Annotated in this window: 17 protein-coding genes; 2 read left to right on the top strand and 15 right to left on the bottom strand. The window is 44.2% G+C overall.

All coding sequences use genetic code 11. The features are described 5' to 3' along the window. Positions 1-80: 80 nt before the first annotated feature. The 15 genes from ABS362_RS03575 to ABS362_RS03505 all read right to left on the bottom strand — a co-directional run bounded on the left by ABS362_RS03575 (position 81) and on the right by ABS362_RS03505 (position 14,857). On the bottom strand, positions 81-2,381 hold the full coding sequence (locus tag ABS362_RS03575; RefSeq protein WP_350410921.1) for a nitric-oxide reductase large subunit: 2,301 nt from the start codon (positions 2,379-2,381) through the stop codon (positions 81-83). Between the two features lie 464 nt (positions 2,382-2,845). Beyond that, positions 2,846-3,481, bottom strand: coding sequence for a TlpA family protein disulfide reductase (locus tag ABS362_RS03570; protein WP_350410920.1), 636 nt, complete (start codon positions 3,479-3,481; stop codon positions 2,846-2,848). A gap of 84 nt (positions 3,482-3,565) precedes the next feature. Further along, positions 3,566-4,447 (bottom strand): DoxX family membrane protein, encoded by an 882-nt coding sequence (locus ABS362_RS03565; protein WP_350410919.1) that lies wholly within the window; start codon positions 4,445-4,447, stop codon positions 3,566-3,568. A gap of 137 nt (positions 4,448-4,584) precedes the next feature. Further along, positions 4,585-4,950, bottom strand: a complete 366-nt coding sequence (locus ABS362_RS03560; protein WP_350410918.1) for a hypothetical protein — start codon at positions 4,948-4,950, stop codon at positions 4,585-4,587. 21 nt (positions 4,951-4,971) lie between these two features. Next, on the bottom strand, positions 4,972-6,237 hold the full coding sequence (locus ABS362_RS03555) for an MFS transporter (RefSeq protein WP_350410917.1): 1,266 nt from the start codon (positions 6,235-6,237) through the stop codon (positions 4,972-4,974). Between the two features lie 96 nt (positions 6,238-6,333). Beyond that, positions 6,334-6,747: a YeeE/YedE family protein gene (locus tag ABS362_RS03550; protein WP_350410916.1), complete on the bottom strand. Its 414-nt coding sequence runs from the start codon at positions 6,745-6,747 to the stop codon at positions 6,334-6,336. 118 nt (positions 6,748-6,865) lie between these two features. Beyond that, the gene (locus tag ABS362_RS03545; RefSeq protein ID WP_350410915.1) at positions 6,866-7,423 is read right to left on the bottom strand and encodes a YeeE/YedE family protein; all 558 of its coding nucleotides are present in this window, start codon (positions 7,421-7,423) and stop codon (positions 6,866-6,868) included. An 80-nt stretch (positions 7,424-7,503) separates the two neighbouring features. Further along, complete coding sequence (locus tag ABS362_RS03540) at positions 7,504-7,830, bottom strand: rhodanese-like domain-containing protein (RefSeq protein WP_350410914.1); 327 nt, start codon at positions 7,828-7,830, stop codon at positions 7,504-7,506. 179 nt (positions 7,831-8,009) lie between these two features. Beyond that, entirely contained in the window at positions 8,010-9,422 is a 1,413-nt protein-coding gene (locus tag ABS362_RS03535) for an MBL fold metallo-hydrolase (RefSeq protein ID WP_350410913.1), read from the bottom strand. A 125-nt stretch (positions 9,423-9,547) separates the two neighbouring features. Beyond that, on the bottom strand, positions 9,548-10,411 hold the full coding sequence (locus ABS362_RS03530) for a sulfite exporter TauE/SafE family protein (protein WP_350410912.1): 864 nt from the start codon (positions 10,409-10,411) through the stop codon (positions 9,548-9,550). A gap of 288 nt (positions 10,412-10,699) precedes the next feature. Next, positions 10,700-11,347, bottom strand: coding sequence for a Crp/Fnr family transcriptional regulator (locus ABS362_RS03525; RefSeq protein ID WP_350410911.1), 648 nt, complete (start codon positions 11,345-11,347; stop codon positions 10,700-10,702). Between the two features lie 160 nt (positions 11,348-11,507). Further along, complete coding sequence (locus ABS362_RS03520) at positions 11,508-12,851, bottom strand: MBL fold metallo-hydrolase (protein ID WP_350410910.1); 1,344 nt, start codon at positions 12,849-12,851, stop codon at positions 11,508-11,510. Between the two features lie 194 nt (positions 12,852-13,045). After that, positions 13,046-13,888: a universal stress protein gene (locus tag ABS362_RS03515; protein ID WP_350410909.1), complete on the bottom strand. Its 843-nt coding sequence runs from the start codon at positions 13,886-13,888 to the stop codon at positions 13,046-13,048. Between the two features lie 275 nt (positions 13,889-14,163). Further along, entirely contained in the window at positions 14,164-14,406 is a 243-nt protein-coding gene (locus tag ABS362_RS03510; protein WP_350410908.1) for a hypothetical protein, read from the bottom strand. A 64-nt stretch (positions 14,407-14,470) separates the two neighbouring features. Continuing rightward, positions 14,471-14,857 carry a DUF302 domain-containing protein gene (locus ABS362_RS03505; RefSeq protein WP_350410907.1) on the bottom strand — a complete coding sequence of 129 codons (387 nt, stop codon included), beginning with the start codon at positions 14,855-14,857 and terminating at the stop codon, positions 14,471-14,473. 283 nt (positions 14,858-15,140) lie between these two features. Here ABS362_RS03505 and ABS362_RS03500 point away from each other — a divergent pair, with 283 nt between their 5' ends. Then, positions 15,141-16,121 carry a helix-turn-helix domain-containing protein gene (locus ABS362_RS03500; RefSeq protein WP_350410906.1) on the top strand — a complete coding sequence of 327 codons (981 nt, stop codon included), beginning with the start codon at positions 15,141-15,143 and terminating at the stop codon, positions 16,119-16,121. Positions 16,122-16,799: 678 nt separating this feature from the next. Continuing rightward, the coding region (locus ABS362_RS03495) for a beta strand repeat-containing protein (protein WP_350410905.1) at positions 16,800-20,773 on the top strand (3,974 nt) is incomplete at its 3' end.

Here is a 20,773-nt window from a genome sequence, read left to right as displayed (position 1 = left end):
AACGCGGAATCTCCTAAAAAGGAATAAATACAAAGGCCGCTCAGAAACTGGGCGGCCTTTGTTATGTGGCTAAAAGTTAGTTATTGTATCGTCTTACCTTCAACTGCAGTCGGGTGCTCTTCAAGCGAAACGTCTTCGTCCTGTTCCAGCGACCAGCCTGTTTTCAGGCCGATTATGAACCAGGCCAGAGCAACTATGCCACCCGCAAAGATCGTATCGCCGATCACGCGTAGCCACCGCAAGGTATCCATGGTGTCTGTCTGCATAAACTCTGCTGAGCGGGCATACCATAAACCGTACTCCACACTTGCCCATGTCTGCATCAACCCGATTGGTAATACACTGATCAGCACCATGAGAATCAGGCCAATGTTAATAGACCAGAAAGCAAAGTTGATCACACCATCTTTCCATCTTCTGCGAGCCGAAAGGCCTTTCAGCACGAACAGCATTAAGCCTATCCCCAACATACCATATACCCCGAACAAGGCAGTGTGCGCGTGCACTGGAGTCGTATTCAGGCCCTGCATGTAGTAAAGTGCAATAGGCGGGTTTATCACGAAACCAAATACACCGGCACCTATCAGGTTCCAGAAGGCCACAGCCACGAAGCAGTAGATAGGCCATTTATAAGCTTTAATCCATTGGGTCAGCTTGCTGATCTTCAGGTTATGGTAAGCCTCAAAACCGATAAGCACCAGCGGCACAACTTCCAGAGCACTAAAACTGGCACCCAGGGCCATAACAGCTGTTGGCGTACCGCTAAAGTACAGGTGGTGGAACGTGCCGATTATACCGCCAAACAGGAATATGATAGTAGAGAACAGCACTGTTGCTGTAGCCATTTTGGTGTCCAGTAGTCCCATTCGTACAAACAGGAAGGCGATAACTACGGTGGCAAATACTTCGAAGAAGCCTTCTACCCACAGGTGAACTACCCACCAGCGCCAGTACTCTGCAATGGCCAGGTTAGTGTGCTGCCCCCACATTAAGCCGGACGCATAGAAAATAGCAATAGCAGCTGAAGAGATCAGGAACATGCCCAGCAGGTGGCGACCCTCTACGTCGTTGCGGAAAGCAGGCATAATAGCACGCACCATCAGGCCCAGCCACAGGAATAAACCCACTAACAGGAAAATCTGCCAGAAGCGACCAAGGTCTACATATTCGTAACCCTGATGACCGAACCAGAAGTTTTCGGCATAACCCAGTTTCTGCATCACGCCATACCACTGCCCGGCTAATGAACCAGCCACAATGATAAGAAGACAGATGAACAGGAAGTTTACTCCAAGCTTCTGGAATTTTGGCTCATGGCCTGAAACAGCGGGAGCAATGTATAAACCGGTTGCCAGCCAGGAAGTAGCTATCCAGAAAATGGCCAGCTGCACGTGCCAGGTGCGTGTAATAGAATAAGGCAGGTAATCAGCCAGCGGGAAGCCGTAAAGTGCCTGGCCCTCTACGCCATAGTGCGCCGAAACTACCCCCAGCGTGACCTGCACCAATATCAGCGCTGTTACGATCCAGAAATATTTCAGCGTAGCCTTCATGGAAGGAGTGGCTTTTAAGCCCAACAGCGGATCCTGCTTCGGAAGTTTTGATACATCTATATCGTCTTCTTTGTTGGAAGCATAGTAATACGCCAGCATGCCCACACCAGCGATCAGGATGATCACGCTGAAACCGGTCCAGATGATCAGGTCGCTGCTTGGCTCGTTGGCAACCAGTTTTTCGGCTGGCCAGTTGTTGGTGTAGGTGATATTTTTGCCTGGTCTTTCGGTTACGCAGGCCCAGGATGCCCAGAAAAAGAAGCTGTTCAGCTTTTCCATTCTTTCTGGATCTTTCACCGTGTTATTTGCCATCGCATAAACATCACGAAGTTTCGCAAATTCCGGGTCGTTCATAAACAGGCCGGTATAATGCCTGCTGTTTGATGCTATAGCTTCCGCTCTTAAATCAGAGATGGTCAGAATGCCGGTTTCCGGATCATAGGTGTTTGCACGGATCTGTTTCTGCAGACGTGCCTCCAGCATCGCTTTCTTCTCTTCCTCCAACTCTTCGTACGTTACGCCGCCTTCCTGCTGAGCCCAGTGGTTCAGGAAAAACATAGCTTCTTTATGCAGCCAGTCGGCACTCCAGTCGGGCGCTATGTAAGCTCCGTGTCCCCAGATAGAACCCAATTGCTGCCCGCCAGTTGACTGCCAGACGTTTTGCCCGTCCTGAATGTCTTGTTGGGTAAAAATTGTTTTGCCTGATGTGGTGACCACCTTCAATGGAGTAGGCGGGGCCTCGCGGTAAATCTCAATACCGTAGTACCCAAGCACGGCAAAGGAACCGACGATAACGGCGATAAACCCAAGCCATAGGTTTCTGTATTTCATACAAGTTGCTGATATAGTGGAATAATTGGTTTATATCCAACAAGGGTATCAAGCCTGATCAACTCCTAATCAACTATAGAAAGATCAGGCCTTTTTCATCTGTCAATTAGCCTGGATTCTCTCTAAAAAATAGTTAAACTACTCCCTTTTGAACAGTCCCAAAGGTCATACCGGAGCCTTAGCGGAAAAATGACCTATCTTTCTTTCGGAAGTGATTTAGCTCTCTATTTTGCTGCTACTTTATCCTTAATACAAATGCCGCGGAATGGTGAGAGTGAGGAAGATGTAGGCTTATGAAGGTTTATCAACTATAGTTTTACATCTGGAATATGCTATAGTTTAAAGTATTGGGATAGACTGACAATAATGTCCGGAAACAAAAAAGAGCAGAAAGTATATACCTTCTGCTCTTGTAAATTATAATTGTAAACCAGCTATAGTGCCGGTAGTTAGTGTGTCGATTTCTATTTGGTTGCTAACTTCTGGAGAAATTCAACAACTTCCGGCGTATCGTAATCGGCCATACCTTCCTGCTTGGCTACGATCTTACCTTCCGGTGAGATGATAAATGTAGTAGGAATGGCATTAGAGTAAAATTCCTGCGGAAACTGGCTGGCCGGCATGTATACCGGGAATGTATAGTTTTTCTTGCCTATAAACTTTTTCACCTTTTCCATACCGCCCTCGTCTACCGACAACATTACAAAAGCAATTTTATCAGAGCCTACTTTGTCATATAGTTTCTGGATGTTCGGCATCTCCGCGATACACGGCGGGCACCACGTAGCCCAGATGTTCAGGAAGACTACTTTGCCTTTCAGGCTCTCAAACGCTACTTGCTTACCCTGCAGATCTACCATTTTAAAACCAGATCCTGCCATTTCTGAGTTAGCTACAGCTGATGCACTGGCTACTGCATTTGCATCGGGGTTTTGCAGGGTTTCTGGTACATCGGCATTTTTAACACCGGTTGCCAGCAACAAGCGCTGCACCTGCCCGATGGCTTCGGTGTGCAAACCGGTTAAGTATAAAACCCCGAAAACAGCCAGCATTACGGCCCAGCCCGGTATATTTTTGATTGAAAATTTATTCTTATTCATCGTTATGGTCTTTTATTCTGATTTAACCCTCTCAGAAGAGAGCGGTATTTGAGTTCTTAAATATAGTTTATAATTCAACAGTGTTTATAATTCAACAGTTTTGTAGCCCTGCTGTTGCAGGTCAAACATGTAGGTCAGACCATTGGGTTCTATTTCTAAACCCTCTGCTAATGTGTTTGGGTCTACATTGAACTGCTTCAGCGACATACCGCATATTTTGAAGGTCACGCCAAGTGCTTTGCCTTGCTCCATAAACTGCGCCATATCACTACCTTTCTGAAAAGCTTCCACTGATTTACCACAGGCCATGATCACAAAAGCTTCGCTGTTATACTTGCTGTCTTTCGTAATGCTTTCGGCTGTATTAATGGCGGCTTTCAAATGTCCTGGCTGGCTTATAAGTACGGCATATTTCTGTTTGGCTGTGGTTTGCTGGGTACTGGTTTGCGCCAATGTGCCTGTTGAAGTACAGGAACCAAGTGTAAATGCCAAGCCAAGGACTAACATACTTACATAGTGCTTGTTACCTATAGTTTGATACGCCGCCTTCTTTTTTAATGCAAGTACCTGGTCGAGGCCATAATATACAGCCCCGTTCACGATAAAGAAAAACAGCATGCCGGACAGGGCCATGTTCTTGAACAGCGGCCCGGCACCTTCAGGGTTGGCTACCTGCACGGTAAGTGTAATTGGTATAAGTATAGCGAGCAGCCCCAACGAAGCCAGCCTGGTTTTAAAACCAGACAACAGCATTAATCCACCAACCAGTAACCCTATACCAGAAAGTATAATTAAGGACTCGGCTGGCGCGATGGCTGTTGCCAGGTGACCGAAAGCTGATTTCTGAAGTTTGGCAGTTGCGCCGGCTGTTTTCAAAAGGTGATTAATGCCGGCTAGAATAAAAATAAGGCTGCCCATGATGCGGAGCACCAGGAAGGCTGTTTTCTGCAAAAAAGTAAATTCCATTTGGTTTGTTCTTAAAATGAATGAAACAGATTAGTGTCTTCTGACATCGGATTGAATGCAGGAGGACGGACATGGCGAAGCAAAGGCAACACGAAGAGCCGTTGCATATTTACCATAACATCTAAAGAAAAATCATTTTAAAACAGCCGGGGAGGGGCGTGTTCCGTTTCGAGGTACGGGGACTGGTGTTGGTTACTATTAGTAACTATAGCTGGTTGAACTATAATTAAACTATAAAAAGCGTGCAGTTGCTGTGACGAAACTATAGCGTAAACCTGCTGCGTGCAGTCAGTAACTGTGTTGGCAGCACTTTTAGATTCTGAATGGGTCTGGTGTTTCAGGCACTTTTTAGTGCATGGTTTTTTAAAACCCTGGTGGCTATAGTTACAGCTTTTTGACACGAGACTCTGCTTAAAATCAGCGAAACCAGGCAGGCTGCTACTTTTCTGTATGCCGAAAAGTAGGAGAAGGGTGCTGAAAAATAAAAGCAGGTACGTTTTCATGAATTAAGTAAAAGTACACAATTAAGATTGCTGAAGCAAACCGGTACTACATTCGTGGCTATGCCAGAGCAGTTTTTTGGTGCAGCACATCCGTATTTCTGATAAAGCACCTGCTCCTATAGTCAGGGCAGCAGTGCCAACTATAACAGCGCCCAGCCCGAACATATCGCTTAATACACCGGCTGCTACCGCACCAGCCACATACCCAAAGTCACGCCAGAACCTGAAAATACCCAGGCTTTGCGGGCGCTGGCTCGGGTGCGTATTTTCGGCTACCACCGCCAGGAAGTTCGGGTAAACCATGGCTGTGCCTACCCCAAGTATAACCAGCGCCGCTACAAGTGCAGGATAGTAGTCTGCAAACAATAGCATCCCAATAGCAGCACCCTGTATCATCATGCCCATACTAAGCAGCTGTTTTTTGCAAAGTATATCGCCCAGTCTGCCGGTTACCAGCTGTCCTAACCCCCATACTACCGGGTAAATACCTGCCAGCAAACCTGTTTCGGTAAGTGAATACCCTTTTGTACTTAACAGCACCGGAAGCAAGCCCCAAAGTATGCCGTCGTTCATGTTGTTCACGAATCCATTAAAGGTAACTGAGCCCAGGTTTGCGTGTCGGAAGGTGGTGTCTTTCCAGATGTTCTTTAACAGTGGAATAGTAGTTTGAGCAGCCTCTGTTTGTACATGGGCATGGGTGTCGCGCACAAAGAGCAACGTAAGCAGCAGACCAACTATAGAAAAGCCGATTCCTGGCACAAAGGCGTAGGTAACGTTACCTGAAGTAGATGCGATATAGCCTGCCAGGAAAGCTACCAGACCAACCGCCAGGTAACCGGCAAATTCGTTAATGCCCATCGCCAGTCCGCGGTTCTTTTCGCCCACCAGGTCAATCTTCATTACCACCGTAGCCGACCATGCCAGTCCTTGGTTTATACCCAGCAACAGGTTTGCAAAAATCACCCACCACCAGTTGTCAGCATACAGCAGTAGCCAGGGCACAGGCAGTGCAAACAACCAACCAATTAAAAGCAGTTGCTTGCGGGTAAACCGTGCCGTAAGGTGCCCCATCAGCATGTTGGCAATAGACTTGGCGAGACCAAAAGCAACTATAAAAGAAAGAAGCGCAGTATGCCCGTTTATGCCGAAAACCGTTTCAGCAAACTCCGGGATCACAGAACGCTCCAAACCCACCATAGAACCAACAAACCCGTTCACGAGCACCAGCAGCCAGAACTGGCCTGCGTTCTCTTTTAAACCGAGTTTGGCATCTGTAGTGTTTTTCATAGTTCAGGTCGTTTTTACTTTTGTTTTGATATGCCTGAAAGCCACCGTTATTTTACCGGTGACTTTCATAACATATTCCACTTTTTGCCAAAGTTTTTAGTGTGGTAATCTGTCTTTTATGGCTCCGTACATATAAGTGCCTGCTAATGCACCAACCACCGCTATCAGGATGGACCAGTACTGGAAGCCGATGTTTACGAACATAGGCCCCGGGCAAGCGCCTGTCAGCGCCCAGCCCAGCCCGAAGATCGTACCCCCGATCAGGTAACGCGGAACAGACATTTCTTTAGGCGTAAATACGATTGGATTGCCCTGGAAATCATGCAGTTTATATTTTTTTATAACGTAAGTAATGATGATCCCCAGTACAACGGCCGTTCCAATAATGCCATACATATGGAACGACTGGAAACGGAACATCTCCTGGATTCGGAACCATGAAATAGCCTCCGATTTGCTCATCACGATACCGAACAGAATGCCGGCTATTATAAATTTTAATCCTCTCACGGTAATGTAATTTTTAATGATTAATGATGAACGACTAATTATGGATGATGAAAGATTAATTGGAAAAAGAGCTCAATGGTATTCCAGTTAATATTCATTTCGCATTATTAATTATTCATTAAAAAATAAGCGGCATCAGCAGGAATGTGGTGATCAGACCTCCAATAAAGAAACCGATAACAGCTATAAGTGAGGGTAACTGCAGGTTAGAAATACCGCTGATCGCGTGACCAGAAGTACAGCCACCGGCATAACGGGCACCAAACCCAACAGCAAATCCACCCAGCAGCAGAATCAGGAAACCTTTCAGCGAAAAGGCATTCTCCAGGCTAAAGATCTCTTCCGGCTGAATGCCCTCCGGAGCTGAAATACCTAGTTCACTTAGATCCCGTATAGTTGCCTGTGAGATCTGCACGGCCTCGCCATTAGATAAAAACTCAGACGCGATAAAACCACCTATAATAGCACCTACCAGAAACAAAAGGTTCCAGGTCTGAGACCGCCAGTCAAAATCAAAGAACTTCACGGTTTTACCGGCACCGCAGGCAGCGCAAATGGTGCGCAGGTTTGATGAGAAACCAAATGATTTACCAAAAAATAGTAGGATCAGCATAACAAGGGCAATAATGAGACCCGACGTATACCAGGGCCATGGCTGACTCAAGAATTCTAACATTTCTTACTCGTTTAGTTTAGGTGTAACAGGTAGGGCAGGAGCCAGGTGTCAGATCACTGCCCTGACATTTTTATAGTTAATTACTTAGGCCAGGCACCGATTCCGCCAGCCAGGTTATAAGCTTTAAAGCCTTCTTTGCTCATGATGTCGCAGGCAGAACCGCTGCGGTTGCCACTGCGGCAGAACACGAAGTATTCTTTGTCCTTATCCATTGTCTTCAGCGCCTGCTGAAACTGCGATGAAGTTACATCCAGGTTTTTAGCGCCTTTGATAGAACCTCCTGCAAATTCACCCGCCGTCCGCACATCAAGCAGTTCTGCTTTTGGGGTGTTCTGGTACCTGGTTCTGAATGTGGTGCCATCCAGGTTCTCGTAGTTTTTGGGTTTTGATCCGAATATGTTAAACATAGCTCTATTACTTTTAAATGCTTGTTGGTATTTTTTTATTATGATACAAAGGTCGGTATTATTGTGGCCTTTATCTGTGACTTTGGTCACGCAGGAAAAGTAGTTCTTATAAACTTAAAGGCCGGCGCTGCTTTACACTACGCCAACTCTTCAAGCGTCTTTAACTATAAAAAAAAGTATTATTTCAGCGTGCTAGGGCAAACGTAAGCTGTTTTCGGTACTGCTGTTTCAGCAATTGCCTTGAAACCACCTTCCACGTTCACTACATTGTCAAATCCCCTTGCTTTCAGGATAGACGCTGCGATCATGGAGCGATAGCCACCAGCACAGTGCAGGTACATGGTCTCTTCTTTAGGAAGCTCTGCCAGGTGCTCGTTCAGGTAATCAAGCGGCGCAGATTGTGCAGTTTCTACGTGTTCAGACTGGTACTCGCCCGGCTTTCGAACATCCACAACCTTAACGACGTTGTTCTGGGCATAGCGGTTTGCAAATTCATCGGCAGAGATAGACTGTATAGTATCAGTTTCTTTTCCTGTTTCTTTCCAGGCTGCAAAACCACCTTTCAGGTAACCAATGGTATAGTCGTAGCCTACACGAGCCAGGCGCGTCACTACTTCTTCTTCGCGACCTGCGTCGGTTACCAGTAATATCTGCTGCTTAATGTCCGGGATAAGGGTTCCTACCCAAGGTGCAAAGCTGCCATCGATACCAATGTTAATGGAGTTTGGTATAAAACCTGCTGCAAATGTTTCCGGGCTGCGCGTATCCAGTACCAAAGCACCGGTTTCGTTGGCTGCGGCTTCAAATGCTTCCGGTGATAGCGCCTGCAGGCCTTGCTCCAGTACGCTTTCAATATTGTCGTAGCCTTCCTTGTTCATTTTCACGTTCAGCGGGAAATAGCTTGGCGGTGGTGTTAAGCCATCCGTTACTTCCTTAATGAACTCTTCTTTGGTCATGTCAGCACGCAGGGCATAGTTTGTTTTTTTCTGGTTGCCCAGCGTATCGCTTGTTTCCTTACTCATATTTTTACCACAAGCCGAACCTGCACCATGCGCTGGATAAACGATTACGTCATCCGCCAGCGTCATGATCTTGTTGCGAAGCGAGTCGTAAAGGTGGCCGGCCAGTTGGTCCTGTGTTAAGTCAGATTTAGCTGCCAGGTCCGGACGGCCCACATCTCCGATAAACAGCGTGTCGCCAGAGAAAAGCGCATAGTCTCTACCATTCTCATCGCGTAGCAAATAAGTGGTAGATTCCATGGTGTGGCCTGGTGTGTGCAGCACTTTTATAGTTACATTACCCACCTTAAGTTCTTCACCATCTTTGGCTATGTAAGCCTCATACGTAGTCTGGGCATTGGGCCCGAAAACGATGGTAGCGCCCGAAGCTTTTGCCAGGTCTACATGGCCTGAAACAAAGTCGGCGTGGAAGTGTGTCTCCAGTACATACTTAATTGTGGCGTTGTCTTTCTCTGCTTTTTCCAGGTATGGTTTTACTTCACGAAGCGGGTCAATAATAACCGCTTCACCGTTGCTTTCGATGTAATATGCGCCTTGTGCCAGGCAACCGGTATAGATCTGTTCTACTTTCATGGTAGCTGATTTTTTGTGGTTATAAATTTATAGTTCTATAGTTTGTATCATCATATTGCTTTGATGACACTACAAATTTCGGAATAATAAGTGCCTGTGTCTGTGACTTATATCACGCTGCATGCTTATGCGAAAAATATTTCTTTGATGATAATGTAGATACCCATCAAGAGCACAAACCAGCCAAAAGAGGTCTTCAGTTTATCAGCGTGGATCTTGGTGGAGAGGTAAGTACCAATGAAAATACCGGCAATAGAAATGGTTGAGAAAATGCCCAGGAACATCCAGTCGATCTCATAGTTGAACACGTCGCCTATAAAGCCGAACAGCGATTTAACAGCGATGATCAAAAGGGAAGTACCCACAGCCATCTTCATGTCCAGCTTACTGAAAAGTACAAGCGCCGGGATGATCAGGAAACCACCGCCTGCACCTACCAGTCCGGTAAGTGTACCTACTACCAGTCCTTCAGCCAGGATGCCGCCATAGTTGAATTTCGGTTTTGGGTGAGTTTCTGTTTTGTCTGTATGCTCTACGTCCAAATCAGTGTCAATATTCTCATCCACAACATCAACAGGCTCAGCGGGTACTTCTTTTTTCTTTTTGATCATCGAAATAGAAGCAAACACCATAAGACCGGCAAACAGGAGCATTAGCAGCACACCTTTCGTTACGGCGAGGTCGCCTACTGTAAACAGGTTTTCAGGTATAGCGGGCACCAGGTAGCGGCGTGTCAGGTAAACTGCAACTATAGATGGCAAGCCAAACACAACAGCTGTTTTCATGCTCACCAATCCTTTCTGGTAAAACTTATAAGACCCCACCAGGCTGGTAAGGCCAACTATAAATAGGGAGTAAGCCGTGGAGATAACAGGGCTAAAACCGAGCAAATAAACCAGTACCGGTACCGTAAGTATAGAGCCGCCCCCACCAATCAGGCCAAGTGATAGGCCTATGAGCATGGCAGCAATGTATCCTAATATTTCCATTCGTTTTGTAAGTTTTAGATGTAACGATACAAAAGTACAGCAGGTTAAAAGGGACTACAGTGACTGTTGTCACAGAAAGGGATTTTATAGTTAAAGAGTTTGTGAGTTTAGGAGTTAGAGAGTTGGGAAGTTAGAGAGTTGGGAAGTTAGAAAGTTAAGGGTTAAGTGAACTAGGGCTAAAGTGAATAAAATGAAAAGAGTTAGAAAGTGGATGCGCTCCGACTCTTTAACTCTTAATTCTTAGACTCCTAAACTCTTTAACTCCTAAACTCTTTAACTCACAAACTCTTAAACTAAGCTTAGATTTTGTACTTCTATGTAATTTCGGTGGAGGGTTACGGCGCCGGTTTGCTCCAATTTTTTGAGCAGCCTGGATATAACTTCGCGGGAACTACTGAGTTCTGTGGCGATCTGTTGGTGGGATAGTTTAACATGATTACCGCTTACTTTTACATGGCGTTTCAGGTAAAAAAGTAAACGCTCATCCAGCCCTTTAAAGGCAATGCTATCCAGGGTTTGCAACAGCTCTTCGAAACGCTGACGATACGATGCAATCACAAAGTTATTCCAGCTTTTATATTTAGCCAGCCATAGTTCAGACAAATGTGACGGTACTAGAATAAGCTCTGAATCATCTACGGCTTTTATCATGATTTGACTCTGTTCATCACGGGCTGTACACATCATCGATAGGGCGCAGGCATTCCCGGCTTCCAGGTAATACATCAAAAATTCATTGCCTTCGTCGTCTTCGCGGTATACTTTTAACAGGCCACGCAGCAGCAAAATAGTTGACGTAATGTATTGCCCTGAGCGCATTACATCTTCTCCTTCTGACACTTCTTTCAGGGTACTTTGTGCTAAAAGCTCATCGAGCAAGGCATCTTCCAGGGAAGGAAATTTTTTATGTACAAGTTCTTTGGGGATTGTCTGCATGAGGTAAAGTTACGTAGATCTGTATATAGTTTCAGGAGCGCTTTTTATTTATATAACTATACGCCCTGAACAGGATAGGGATGTAAGCAAATAGCCGTTGCAACCGGAAGCTGCAACGGCTTTATAGTTCAGAATGAGCGCCAGGAGCTCAATTGATAGTTTATTTTTGTTTTAACTCTGTAACGGCTTCGCTCATATCCAGCACCTTCACATTTGGCAGGGCGGCTTCAACAATACTGCTGCCGGCTGCCGAGCGATAACCACCAGCGCAATGCACTACCACCGGTTTGTCGGTCGGAATCTCCTTCACGCGTTCGCGTAATTCCGGCAATGGAATGTTGATGGCGTTATCGAAGAACTTTCCAGACTTCACTTCCGAAGTGTTGCGGATATCCACGATGGTATAGTCTTCCTTGTTCGCTTCAAAAGTTAACTTGTCGAATTTATCGCTCGATTCACCGTCCTGCTTGTCGTACACAAAAGCGCCTTTTATAAGCAGTTCGTAACCGATCTTAGAAGCTTTGGAGATCAGCTCATTCAGTTGTTCATCGCTTTCACCAACCAGGTAATAGTGCTCATTCGGACCAACTATAGATCCCAGCCACGTTTCGAATTTACCACCATTCTGGATGTTGATAGCACCTTTGTAATGTCCTTTCTTAAATGTGCTCTCGCTACGGGCGTCCACTATAACAGCACTTTCTTCAGGGGTATAATTCTTCTCCAGTTTCTTAACACCTTCCAGGCTTGGCTTATAGTCCGGGGCACCCTGCTTGTTAAGGCCTACATCGTAACCAAAATATTTCGGTATGAAAGGCTGGTCTTCTGTCAGTACTTTTACGAAGGCATCTTCGCTCATTTCCTGCAGGGCATAGTTTCCTTTTTTTTCGTCGCCTATGGTGCTGGTGTTCGCATCGCTCAGGCCTTTACCACACAATGACCCTGCTCCGTGTGCAGGGTAAACTACAACATCATCGGCCAGTTTCATTAACTTCTCGCGGGTGCTCTTGTACATCTGTCGGGCCAGTTCTTCGCGTTTGGCAGTTACGTTACCCGCACTTTCGCGCAAATCCGGGCGACCAACATCACCTATAAACAAGGTATCTCCTGTAAACACGGCCTTATCTTTTCCTTCATGCTCCAGCACAATACTTATCGAGTCAGGGGAGTGGCCCGGTGTGTGCAGCGACTTCAGTTTGATGTCACCAAATTCAAGAACAGCGCCTTCGTCGAATGCCTGATGCGGGTAATCTGCACCTACCAGGCTATGGGTGTAAATAGTAGCTCCGGTTTTCTGGTGTATCTCCAGGTGCGAGCTTACGAAATCGGCATGCGGGTGCGTCTCAATTACCCCTACAATCTTAGCATCATGTTCTTTGGCATAATCATAATATGGCTGCGGGTCGCGGGCCGGGTCTATCAATACCACTTCCTTTGCACGCTCGCTTAAAATAGCATATGCATAATGGGCTAAGCCTTTGTCTTCAAACTGTTTAATTTTCATAGATATAATATTGTTCTTTGAATGAATTAATTTCTGTTACAAAATTAAAGTATACGCTAACTAAGTTCAGTGATGTTTATCACACAATGTACGCTACGATTTAATGCTATTGGGTTCAACGTTTTTGCAGGAAATGATATTGGTTAAATCCCTGAACTATAGTTTCAATTCATCACTTTCTGAGTCTGAAAAAATTACATCAGATGATAGGTCATAAGGGGACGAATGCAGTGATTGACGAGCGTTTCGGCAATGCTGCCATAGAACAGGTGATTGATTCCTTTTCTGCCATGTGTACCGATCATTACCAGGTCCATAGCCGACACCTCGTTGAAGTTGCGCACGCCAGCCGGAACTTTATAGTTATGATGCAGGTGCAGTTCAACGTTTTGTAAGTTCAGTTGCTCCACGAAATCCTGCATTTTGCCTTTCAGCTGGTTCAGTCTGCTTTCATCGTTCTTGTCTACAATTTGCAGCAAATGCAGCTTTGCATTAAAGAGCTGCTGCAAAAATTTAATGGTAGCTACGCTTTGTTCCGGTTGCTTTTCTGCTTCAAAATCTGCCACCCATAACAGATTCTGGATAGGCGAAATGGCAGCATGTTTATGAATGGTGATGACAGGAATATTGGTATACCGGACAACATGTTGTGCTTCTGAGCCCGATACTTTTTCGAGCCAGCCCTCTGCACCATCTGTCCCCATAATCACCAGGTCTGTTTGCTGTTTGTTTGCATAGTCAGCGAGGGTGGTAGTTAGTCTGCCAAATAAGATCTCGCTGGTGAAGCTGAAAGTCAGGTGCTGTTTTAGTTCTGCAAACTTCTGTTCAGCCAGCTGTTGTTTTTGTTTTAACTCAGTTTTGTTCAGTGTTTCAGATGCCTCAACAGAACCGCCCCATTCGGCTGCATTCACTTCTATAACATGTACCAGGTGCGTGTTGACAGGCGTCTTGTCCATCAGGAAAGCCAGAAATTCTATCGCTCTGTAAGACACCGGTGTGAAGTCAACCGGTACCATAATGTTCAATGTATCTTTCATTTAAGTATAACTTATAGCTTTTTATGTGAGTTAATCCAGCAATAAAATAAATCCGTTACATGGGTCATTCTTGCTTGACTGACACAAAGATGCAGAATGCTTTTCCTTAGTTCAGTGACATTGGTTACATAAGCTATTTATACTACAAAAGATGTTAGGCTTGGCAGAAAAAAAAGCTGCACTTTACAGCGCAGCCTCTTTATAGTTTATAGTTTGATCGATCGCTATAGTTAGAAAGTGTCAGCTAAAACCGGCCGGATACAGCGTCTTTAAAATCAGGAATGTTCAGAAGGTGAATCCTGTGCCGGGAATGTATTTTTTCTCAGGTTCATGCCATAGGTATAGTTTGTAGATAATATCACGTCGTTGCAATCGAAATGCTTGATGACACCATCTTTTTGCAATGCAACCACCCAACAGGTATTCTGATGCATACCATAGTCTATGATAAAGATTGCCTGCCCGGTACCCAAGGGTGTTTCGACAAGGATAGTAGGTTTTAGCTGAAGTATGGACATGTCGTTTGTTTATAGTCTGGAGTAATTTTTTTCTATATGATCAACTCTCCGGTAAATAAATAGTTTACACATTATTAATGGCTTTTTTTAGTTTCTGGCTCACTTCTTTTGCTAATACTGTAAGATTTGGGTTGTCGACGGCGGCCATAGTTTCCATGGGGTTGATAGCAGTTATTTCTACTTCGCCATTTTCATGTTCCTGCAATAACACATTGCACGGCAGCATAACACCGATAGTAGGCTCTTGCTGTATGGCCTGGTGTGCCAGCTTCGGGTTACAGGCACCCAGTATCTTATAGTTCCTGAAATCTACCTGCAGCTTTTCTTTAAATTTTTGTTTCAGATCTATCTCACTGATCACACCAAAACCTTCCTGTTGCAGTGCTTCTTTTACTCTGGTGGTGGCTTCATCAAAAGAGCCGTTTATCTTTTTGCTTACATGGTAACTCATAGCTTTTGGTAGTTTGTGGTGATACAGGAAGAATTATATGGATATTGAAATTTACAGTTCTCAAACGCATAAAAAGGACTAGTGTTTGCATATCTGTCCCGAAAAAAAGAATCCTCTTTTCTTTATATTTCAACCTTCTATGGCTTATCCTGTTGTAATGTTTCAGTTAGAAAACTAAATGAGATTTACTCTGATATTTAACTTACATTTACTTGAAGTGGATAGAAATGATATTTAGTTTGTCTTTTCGCTGTTTTTAAAACACCCTCAACCGGACCAACGAATGCGTGAAAATTCCTTACAATTTATCCCTGTTAACCCGGAAGATATTGCCCATATTTTAGGCTTGCTTTCTACAGTATATCCTGTCAGCGAAGAACTTCAGAAAGAATTCTATGAACACGCCAAGTCGATACAGCTCCGGGAAGGGGAGCACTTGCTGTATGAGGGCGACCTGTGCAACTACATGTATTTTATAAAGCAGGGCGCACTCATGGCGTACTCCACGCACAATCAGAAAAAGATCACTACATATATTTCAGTCGAGAATGAATTTGTCAGTTCCTTGTCGGGACTTTACGGCGAACAACCCTCCCGCGAAGCTATAGTTGCCATAGAACCGACGCTTTTGCTGTGCGTGCACACAGATACACTACAGGACTGGTACAAACGTTATTTTGATCTGAATTATATCATCAGACAGGTATACGAGAACTATTACCGCGACGCCCAGGAACGAACCCATGTGATTCGTGTCGGAAATGCCACCGAACGCTACCTGTATTTTGTGAACTCCAAGCCCGGTTACATTGACCGCCTCCCATTGGACTGTGTTGCTTCTTTCCTTGACATGAAACCCGAAACTCTTTCACGAATCATAAAACAAGCAAAGGTTAATGTGCAGGAACAGGATGCCGAAATCCTGCATCAACGGATAGAGCAATTCATGCTAGCATCGGAGTGCTTTAAAGAGAAGACCTTAAAAGTTAATGATGTTGCCGCACGGCTGGATATACCCGCCTATAAACTGTCACAAGCACTAAACGCGTTTGCTAAAACCAGCTTCAACGATTTTGTAAATAACTACCGCATAGCCTACCTGAAATCGCAACTGGAGAAAGATGGTATTCTGCAGAACTATACCATCGAAGCCCTGGCCTTACAGGCTGGTTTTGCCTCGAGGAGCGGATTTTACAAAGCATTTAAAAAGATAGAAGGTATCAGTCCTAAAGAATATCTGGCTGCTTCAAAGGTTATAATTTAAGAAGAATCTTAACTAGGAGTGATTTAATTATTCTGTTCAGGATTGCACTTAAAATAAGCAGGTAAGATTATACTATGCTTTTTATTTATAGTTGCTATTTGTAAGATTTCTTAAAGAATTATTTGTGTCCGTTTTAAATACGGGACAAATCAGTGCAATTCTATATTGGATGTACTCTATCTTAACCTGTAACTTGCGCTAAGTTTTAGATGCACGCTTTATAAGATTTCCTTAAAGTATTTAGCCTTTGCAGATGCCGAACTATAGTTTAGTATTTGCACCGCAGCTAACATTCTGTAATACATCTCATTAGGATTTTAATTCTTGAGGTTTTTAAAGTGTTAGAACTATAACACTTCCCGCTTATTTGCTACCAGTACAACTACTGAAAACAATGAAATTAAGCCTGCTTCAGCTTATAGTTGAGGCTTACTTGTATTCAATACCAAATTTCAATTTATAGCCAAAACTTTACACCCTATTTATGAAACGATTTGCTGCCCTCTCTGCAGAGTGGGTCTGTGCGCAAGCTGTTACCACATTACAGCCTACATATAAAAAACTGCTATCCTTTGCAGTAATGCGCAACTCATTAGCAACTATAGTTCATCTAGTCTTAAGTAAGGGCAAACTGCAACTTCTTCCTTCTACTAAGTAATCAACAACCAACCTTTTTATATGAAACAATTTTACATGCAGTTATCCGTGTGGTGGGAGACTTCTCACACCTATAGGGTAGCAAAATTTAAAGGCCTCGCTCTGGTCTTTTTCCTGTTATGCACTGCACAAACTATGCAGGCACAGCAGGTCTATAATTTTACTTACACTGGTACAGTACAGGATTTTATTGTACCAAATGGTGTATCATTGATACAAATTAAGACTTATGGAGCTTCTGGTGGTACAATAGCAAATAGTGGAGGATTAGGAGGATATGCTGAAGGAACCCTAGCTGTAACATCAGGTCAAGTATTAAAAGTTAATGTTGGAGGCATGCCGAGCGGAAGTACGGGTGGTTACAATGGAGGTGGAAAAGGTTTATGCTATAACGGAGGTGGAGGTGCTTCTGATGTAAGAGTGACTCCTTATTCCTTAAATGATAGAAAAATTGTGGCAGGCGGCGGCGGTGGTCAACTAAATGGTGCTACTGCAGGTAATGGTGGGGGTTTAGAAGGCGGAAACTCAAACGGTGGTTATGGTACACTTTATTCAACTTTGGGTGGTACTCAAGTAGCAGCAGGTTCTCCTGGTTCTGGTGGAGGCTTTGGAATAGGACAAAGTGAAAGCAGTGAAGGTCGCGGCGGCGCTTGCGGCGGCGGCGGCGGCGGCGGCTGGTACGGCGGCGGTTCGGTTAATCCTACTTTAAATGCTAATGTTCCAGGTGCAGGCGGATCAAGCTACATTGGTGGAGTGTTAAATAGTTCAACTAATTCTGGTGTAAACTTAGGACACGGCAAAGTTGAAATTACAATACTATACGGAGTAACTATATCAGAAACTAAGTCAATATCATGTGCTGGTGATGCCACAGGAGAACTTACTGCAACAGTTACAGGCGGTACAGCACCTTATACTTATAATTGGTCTGCAGGAGGAAGTACTACAAATGTTAATTCTAACTTAACAGCAGGTGAATATACAGTTACTGTTAGTGATGCGGCTGGTAATACTTCAACAGTTACTAAAACTATAGCCGTTAACGATACTGAAAAGCCTGTAATTACAGCGCCATCTGATGTAACAACAGATCTTATTAAAACAGCAACTGTTACGCTGCCAAATAATAATGCCTATGCGAGTTCTTCGCCAATGGTAATCAATTTTCAGGATCCACTTCCGGTTGGTGCTGAAATGACCGGAGTTACTTTAACATTTACTGTTCAGTCTTCCTATTTAGCTGCAGTATCATCCAGCATTTCCGGAACAGGAACTGGTGATTTTCATCCTAATGCAGAAACAAAGACTGTTACATTTAATTATAATGGTAAACTGCCTAACTATGTTTACGGTGGTACAAACAACTTCACATTATACTCCTGGTGGAACGGCGTAAGATTTAAAGGAGGGACGATAACTATACATTACGCTACACAAAATCCAGTTGGATGTACAGCTCTGGTTACAGTGCCTGCTCCAACTGCTTCAGATAATTGCGGTGCTGTTACCTTAGTAAATAATTTTAACGGCACTGCCGATGCAAGTGGGGCATACCCGGTTGGAACAACTGATGTGATCTGGACAGCTACAGATGCAAATGGTAACGCAACTACTTATACCCAGAAAGTAACGGTAGTTGATAACGTGAAGCCAACTATAACTGCTCCGGCTACTGTTACTATAAATACTGACCCAGGCAAAAATACCGCATCAGGGGTAGTGCTTGGTACTCCAGTAACAGCTGACAATTGTGAAGTTGGTACTACCACAAGTAATGCACCTGCTACTTTCCCGCTAGGCAATACAACCGTAACCTGGACGGTAACAGATAAAGCAGGGAATACTGCAACAGCTACACAGGTTGTGACAGTACAGGACAACGAGGCACCGGTGCCAACTATAGCTACCCTACCAGATGTGATAGCAGAATGTGCTGCTACAGTTACAACTCCAACCGCTACAGATAATGTAGATGGTGCAGTTACAGGTACAACTGCTGACGCGGTGAAGTATACCGAACAGGGTACTTATACTATAAACTGGACATACACTGATGCTGCAGGCAACAAAAGCACGCAGGAGCAAACGGTAATTGTAAAAGATTTTACTAAACCAACCGTAGTAGCTCAAAATATTGCCATTGAGCTTGATGCTACAGGTAATGCAAGTATTACGGAGGCGCAGATAAACAATGGTTCTACAGACAACTGCGGAATCAAAACCATTACATTGGATAAGACGGACTTTACGTGCAGTGATGTGGGCAATAATACTGTTACCTTAACTATAACAGACATTGCCGGTAACACTGAAAGTAAAACTGCCACTGTTACTGTAAAAGACGTAATGGCCCCAACAGCAAAAGCAAAGGCCTTAACAGTTCAACTGGATGCGAATGGCACAGCAACTATAACACCGGCTATGGTGGATGATGGCTCTTCTGACAACTGCTCCATTTCTGGTATGAGTTTAAGCAAAACGACATTCGATTGCTCAAACATTGGTACGAACTCTGTGATATTGACAGTGAACGATGCAGCTGGTAATGACCGTATGATTCCTCAGGGGCTTATAGGTCATTGGGACTTCGATGGTTCTAACCCAAATGCAGATCTTACAGGAAATTGGGGAGACCTTATTTTAAATAGCTCTGCAACTATTACTTCAGGTAAACTGAATGTGGTTAATGGAAGCATTGCAAGAACTTCTTCCTATACAGGCCAGACAATTACTAGCAAAACGCTTGTATCGTATGTGTCAATAAACAACCTTAATGTTCGTTCGGGCTCAGCTATGACGATTGACAGAATAGCGACAGATGAGTTTGATGGTATAGTGTATGCGGAGAATCAACCTAACAAGTGGATGAATGGTAGCTCTATAGCCAGAAGAACAATTGACCTTACTCCAGGCTTTGCTGAAACTGTACCTAACCAGCTGGTAATGATAGCTATTACATATGAAAATGTAGCTGATAGCAAAGTTCAAATCACATTATACAGAAACGGCGTTAGTATTGGGAGCTATTTAGCAAACAATGCTACAAGTTGGAGTGCAGGAAATGCAGAAATTATTTTTGGTGCGCGTCATTTTAATAGTAACACCGTGATTGGTGGTATAGATGCAAAAATTGATGAAGCCATGATATTCAACAGAGCACTTTCAGCTTCTGAAATAGTAAGTTTAGCTGAAAAAGCTAATCAGGCTACTGCCATCATAACTGTAGAAGATAAAATCGCTCCTTTAGCTATCACCCAAAACATTACAGTAAAACTAGATGCTACGGGCAACGCAACCATAACTGCAGCACAGGTAAACAACGGGTCTTCTGACAACTGCGGTATCGAAACGATAATGCTTTCTAAAACAGCTTTTGATTGCAGCAATGTTGGCGAGAACACGGTAACCTTAACAGTTACAGATAAGAGTGGCAACGCGCACGAAGCAACCGCTATAGTTACTATAGTAGATGAAACGCTTCCGGTTGCTGTTGCCAAGAACATCACTGTTCAGTTAGATGCTAATGGTGTAGCTACAATTACTGCCACTGACATCAACAACGGTAGTTCGGATGCGTGCGGCATTAAAACAATGACGCTGAGCAAAACTTCTTTTGATTGCAGTAATGTAGGTGACAACAGTATAACCTTAACCATAACCGACAACAATGGCAATGTGGCAACTGCTACCGCTATTGTTAAAGTAGAAGACAAGGTTATCCCAACTGCTAAAGCTCAGAATGTAACGATAGAGCTTGATGCCAATGGCGTTGCAACTATAACAGCAACGGCTGTAGATAATGGAAGCTCAGATATCTGTGGTCCTGTAACCTTAGATTTATCTAAAACTACTTTCGGTTGTGCAAACGTAGGAGCCAACACGGTGACTTTAACCGTAACCGACAAGAATGGTAACAAGGCAACTGTTGATGCAACGGTAACAGTAGCTGATAATATAGCACCGGTAGCGCTTGCCAAGAACATCACCGTTCAGCT

The sequence above is a fragment of the Pontibacter populi genome, assembly GCF_040278685.1.
Lineage (GTDB): Bacteria > Bacteroidota > Bacteroidia > Cytophagales > Hymenobacteraceae > Pontibacter > Pontibacter populi.
This window is presented reverse-complemented; position numbering and strand designations above follow the sequence as displayed.

What these genes read in the sequence shown, in the direction of transcription:
- ABS362_RS03540 (WP_350410914.1), bottom strand. Translation starts at nt 7,830, where the DNA reads ATGTTTAACATATTCGGATCAAAACCCAAAAACTACGAGAACCTGGAT.
- ABS362_RS03555 (WP_350410917.1), bottom strand. Translation starts at nt 6,237, where the DNA reads ATGAAAAACACTACAGATGCCAAACTCGGTTTAAAAGAGAACGCAGGC.
- ABS362_RS03525 (WP_350410911.1), bottom strand. Translation starts at nt 11,347, where the DNA reads ATGCAGACAATCCCCAAAGAACTTGTACATAAAAAATTTCCTTCCCTG.
- ABS362_RS03500 (WP_350410906.1), top strand. Translation starts at nt 15,141, where the DNA reads ATGCGTGAAAATTCCTTACAATTTATCCCTGTTAACCCGGAAGATATT.
- ABS362_RS03565 (WP_350410919.1), bottom strand. Translation starts at nt 4,447, where the DNA reads ATGGAATTTACTTTTTTGCAGAAAACAGCCTTCCTGGTGCTCCGCATC.
- ABS362_RS03545 (WP_350410915.1), bottom strand. Translation starts at nt 7,423, where the DNA reads ATGTTAGAATTCTTGAGTCAGCCATGGCCCTGGTATACGTCGGGTCTC.
- ABS362_RS03530 (WP_350410912.1), bottom strand. Translation starts at nt 10,411, where the DNA reads ATGGAAATATTAGGATACATTGCTGCCATGCTCATAGGCCTATCACTT.
- ABS362_RS03575 (WP_350410921.1), bottom strand. Translation starts at nt 2,381, where the DNA reads ATGAAATACAGAAACCTATGGCTTGGGTTTATCGCCGTTATCGTCGGT.
- ABS362_RS03570 (WP_350410920.1), bottom strand. Translation starts at nt 3,481, where the DNA reads ATGAATAAGAATAAATTTTCAATCAAAAATATACCGGGCTGGGCCGTA.
- ABS362_RS03515 (WP_350410909.1), bottom strand. Translation starts at nt 13,888, where the DNA reads ATGAAAGATACATTGAACATTATGGTACCGGTTGACTTCACACCGGTG.
- ABS362_RS03560 (WP_350410918.1), bottom strand. Translation starts at nt 4,950, where the DNA reads ATGAAAACGTACCTGCTTTTATTTTTCAGCACCCTTCTCCTACTTTTC.
- ABS362_RS03520 (WP_350410910.1), bottom strand. Translation starts at nt 12,851, where the DNA reads ATGAAAATTAAACAGTTTGAAGACAAAGGCTTAGCCCATTATGCATAT.
- ABS362_RS03535 (WP_350410913.1), bottom strand. Translation starts at nt 9,422, where the DNA reads ATGAAAGTAGAACAGATCTATACCGGTTGCCTGGCACAAGGCGCATAT.
- ABS362_RS03505 (WP_350410907.1), bottom strand. Translation starts at nt 14,857, where the DNA reads ATGAGTTACCATGTAAGCAAAAAGATAAACGGCTCTTTTGATGAAGCC.
- ABS362_RS03510 (WP_350410908.1), bottom strand. Translation starts at nt 14,406, where the DNA reads ATGTCCATACTTCAGCTAAAACCTACTATCCTTGTCGAAACACCCTTG.